The sequence below is a fragment of the Nitrosomonas eutropha genome (assembly GCF_003201195.1).
Classification (GTDB): Bacteria; Pseudomonadota; Gammaproteobacteria; order Burkholderiales; family Nitrosomonadaceae; genus Nitrosomonas; species Nitrosomonas eutropha.
Genome location: NZ_QICQ01000063.1, coordinates 1 through 3,518, shown reverse-complemented (window position 1 = coordinate 3,518; position 3,518 = coordinate 1). Strand labels below are relative to the sequence as shown.

The following is a 3,518-nucleotide window of genomic DNA, read 5'->3' as shown; positions in this document are numbered from 1 at the left end:
TTGCAGCATACGCAGCAGGTGGTGCAACTGGCAGTGTTCGGGGCGTTTGCGTTCATGGTGGTACTCCTCCAGATTGGTAGCGAAGCTCAAAGCTGCCCACTCTCGGCTGGCTGGGAAGCGGTCATGATCTTCCCTTGAAGGCCCGCAGCAGCCGCGTCACAGACAGGACAAACAAGCCGGTCAGCGTGAGGGCTGCAATACCCCAGTGCTCCCCGATGAACGCGCCGGCCGTCGTGCCGGCTAGCACAATGGCGAGAATCGGCAAATGGCAGGGACAGGTGAGCACGGCCAGCGCGCCCCACAAGTAGCCGGTGATCGGTTTGTGCGTCTCAGACGGCAAGTGCTCTGGGCTGTTCATGGCAGACTCTCCGCGTGCTGTGCCGGTTCGGTTGGCATGGCATTTCGAGGCTGGCCAGGGCCTCGCGCCGACGCTCGACGAGTTGCCGCAACACGGCAAGCTGCGCAGACGCACCGTCACCGTCCGCAGCATCCAGCGCCCGGCACAGCCGCGCCAGTGCGTCCAGGCCGATACCCGCTTCGAAGGCAGCCCGTACAAAGCGCAGCCGTTGCAACGCGGTGTCATCGAACAAGCCGTAGCCGCCCGTGGTGCACGCGACCGGCCGTAGCAATCCGCGCAGCAGGTAGTCGCGCACGATATGCACGCTCACCCCGGCATCAAGGGCCAGCCGGGACACTGTGTAGGCGCTCATTGAACACCTCCTTTTCCTCATCCGGCGCAGCACGAAAGCTGCTTCACGTCCTTGCTGAAGGTCTGCGCCGCGAGCTTCAGCCCTTCGACCATGGTCAGGTAGGGGAACAATTGGTCGGCCAGTTCCTGCACGGTCATACGGTTGCGAATGGCGAGCACCGCCGTCTGGATCAGTTCACCCGCTTCCGGGGCCACCGCTTGCACGCCGATGAGCCGTCCGCTACCTTCCTCGATGACCAGCTTGATGAAGCCGCGTGTGTCGAAGTTGGCAAGCGCACGCGGCACGTTGTCCAAGGTCAAGGTGCGACTGTCGGTCTCGATCCCGTCGTGATGTGCTTCCGCCTCGCTGTAGCCCACGGTGGCGACCTGCGGGTCGGTGAACACCACGGCCGGCATTGCGGTCAGGTCCAGGGCCGCATCGCCGCCAGTCATGTTGATCGCAGCACGGGTGCCGGCCGCTGCCGCCACATAGACGAACTGAGGCTGGTCGGTGCAGTCGCCAGCCGCATAAATGTGTGGCGTACTGGTGCGCATGCCCTTGTCGATGACGATGGCCCCCTGCGCATTGGCAGCGACTCCCGCCGCTTCCAATGCCAGGCTGCGCGTGTTCGGTGCCCTGCCAGTGGCGACCAGCAGCTGGTCGGCGCGTATTTCACCGTACCCGGTGGTCAGCACGAATTCGCCGTCCACATGCGCGACCTGGCTGGCTTGCGTGTGTTCCAATACCTTGATCCCTTCGGCACGGAACGCGGCTGTAACGGCCTCGCCGATGGCCGGGTCTTCGCGGAAGAACAGCGTGCTGCGTGCCAGGATCGTCACTTTGCTGCCCAGCCGGGCAAAGGCTTGCGCCAGTTCCAGCGCCACCACAGACGAGCCGATCACGGCCAGGCGCTCGGGAATGGTGTCGCTGACCAGGGCCTCGGTGGAAGTCCAGTAGGGTGACTCTTTCAGGCCCGGAATCGGCGGCACGGCCGGGCTGGCACCCGTGGCGACCAGGCAGCGGTCGAACGCCACCACACGCTCGCCGCCATCGTTTAAACGGACGGCAAGGCTCTGGTCGTCCTTGAAACGCGCTTCACCATGCAGCACGGTGATGGCCGGGTTGCTGTCCAGGATGCCTTCGTACTTGGCGTGGCGCAGCTCATCGACGCGCGCCTGCTGCTGGGCCAGTAGTTTGCTGCGATCAATCGCAGGCACAGTCGCCGCGATGCCACTGTCGAATGGGCTTTCACGGCGCAAATGGGCGATATGGGCAGCGCGGATCATGATCTTGGACGGCACGCAGCCGACATTGACGCAAGTACCGCCGATGGTGCCGCGCTCGATCAGCGTGACGTTCGCACCTTGCTCGACGGCCTTCAGCGCCGCCGCCATCGCGGCTCCGCCGCTGCCAATAACGGCGACGTGCAGTCCGTCCCCATCACCACCAGCCTTGTCGCCACCGCCCAGCCATCCCAGCGCCTTGCCAAGCAGTCTGCCCCGCGCTGAAGTGGATGGGGCATCGGCGGGTGTGGCCTTGTAGCCGAGGCCGGCCACAGCGGCGGTCAGCGCCTCTGGCGAGGTGCCGGGATCGGTGGCGAGTTGCGCGGAGCCTTTCGGGTAGGACACGAGCGCCGACAGCACGCCCGGCACTTTCTCCAGGGCGTCCTTGACATGTGTCGCGCACGAGTCGCAGGTCATTCCGGTGATATTCAAATACATTGCATCGTTCCTTTTCGTTTCGGCAACTGCCAATGCAGTTAGCCGTGTTTGGGTGGTAGTTCGCAGCGGCGGTTGGCCGGTGAGAGCAGATCCCAGATCGACACCCCGATCATCAAGGCCAGACCGACATAGAGGAGGTTCGCCGTCCACCAATTGCCAAAAAACAAGAGCATGGCCGCCAGCACGATGGCTGGGCCGACCATCCCGAGCAGGCTGCGGTACCATTGCCGATGACTCAGCCAGCCCAGTGCATTCGCCAGCAAAGCCACGACTGCGAACAGCGGCAGCAGCTTGGAGATAAACAACCCTTCGTATTCCTGTAGAAAGCCAAGGCCGATGGCCGCGCCCAGGCTGGCGATAGCCGGGAAACAGGCAGCGCATCCCATCGCGGAAACAACGCTGCCAAGCGCGCCAGCCTTGTCGGCAATGCGTGTAATCAGTCCCATGATCGCCCCAGGTTCGGGTTCAGTGGCTCACTGCTTGACGCTGGACGGATAGCCCGCGTCTCCGGTTGCCTTGGTCAGCTTCTGCACGCTGGTCTTGGCATCATCGAACGTGACAACCGCTTCGCGTGTCTCGAAGGTCACGTCAATTTTGCTGACGCCTTCGACCTTGGAAATCGCCTTCTTGACGGTGATCGGGCAGGTGGAGCAGGTCATGCCCGGTACGGACAGCGTGACGGTCTGGGTGGCGGCCCACACGGGGGCAACAACGGCAGCGAGGGCGAGGGCGGCAAACAGTTTTTTCATGATGAACTCCTGTGATTAATAGAAAAATGGCATGACGTAGGGAAATCCGAGCGCGACCAGGACCAGCGCGGCCACGATCCAGAAAATGAGCTTGTAAGTAGCTCGCACTTGGGGAATCGCGCAGACCTCACCCGGTTTGCAGGCTTGCGCCGGGCGGTAGATGCGCCGCCAGGCGAAAAACAGCGCGACCAGCGCTGCGCCGATGAAGATCGGGCGATAGGGTTCCAGCACCGTCAGGTTGCCGATCCATGCCCCGCTGAACCCCAAGGCGATCAAAACCAGCGGCCCCAGGCAGCAGGCCGACGCAAGAATGGCGGCCAGCCCACCGGCGAAGAGCGCGCCGCGCCCGTTTTGTGGTT

Annotated in this window: 6 protein-coding genes; all 6 read right to left on the bottom strand. The window is 63.5% G+C overall.

The features are described 5' to 3' along the window. Positions 1-121: 121 nt before the first annotated feature. Positions 122-358 carry a broad-spectrum mercury transporter MerE gene (gene merE / locus C8R14_RS12965; protein ID WP_001087807.1) on the bottom strand — a complete coding sequence of 79 codons (237 nt, stop codon included), beginning with the start codon at positions 356-358 and terminating at the stop codon, positions 122-124. Further along, entirely contained in the window at positions 330-710 is a 381-nt protein-coding gene (gene merD / locus C8R14_RS12960) for a mercury resistance co-regulator MerD (RefSeq protein WP_110332642.1), read from the bottom strand. The genes merE and merD overlap by 29 nt, the downstream gene beginning before the upstream one ends. Before the next feature lie 17 nt (positions 711-727). Next, entirely contained in the window at positions 728-2,410 is a 1,683-nt protein-coding gene (gene merA, locus C8R14_RS12955; RefSeq protein WP_003055149.1) for a mercury(II) reductase, read from the bottom strand. A gap of 38 nt (positions 2,411-2,448) precedes the next feature. Continuing rightward, on the bottom strand, positions 2,449-2,856 hold the full coding sequence (gene merC, locus C8R14_RS12950) for an organomercurial transporter MerC (RefSeq protein ID WP_000522993.1): 408 nt from the start codon (positions 2,854-2,856) through the stop codon (positions 2,449-2,451). Between the two features lie 27 nt (positions 2,857-2,883). Then, positions 2,884-3,159, bottom strand: coding sequence for a mercury resistance system periplasmic binding protein MerP (gene merP, locus C8R14_RS12945; protein ID WP_000732276.1), 276 nt, complete (start codon positions 3,157-3,159; stop codon positions 2,884-2,886). Between the two features lie 15 nt (positions 3,160-3,174). After that, positions 3,175-3,518: mercuric ion transporter MerT (gene merT, locus C8R14_RS12940; RefSeq protein WP_110332641.1), on the bottom strand; the 344-nt coding region annotated here is incomplete at its 5' end.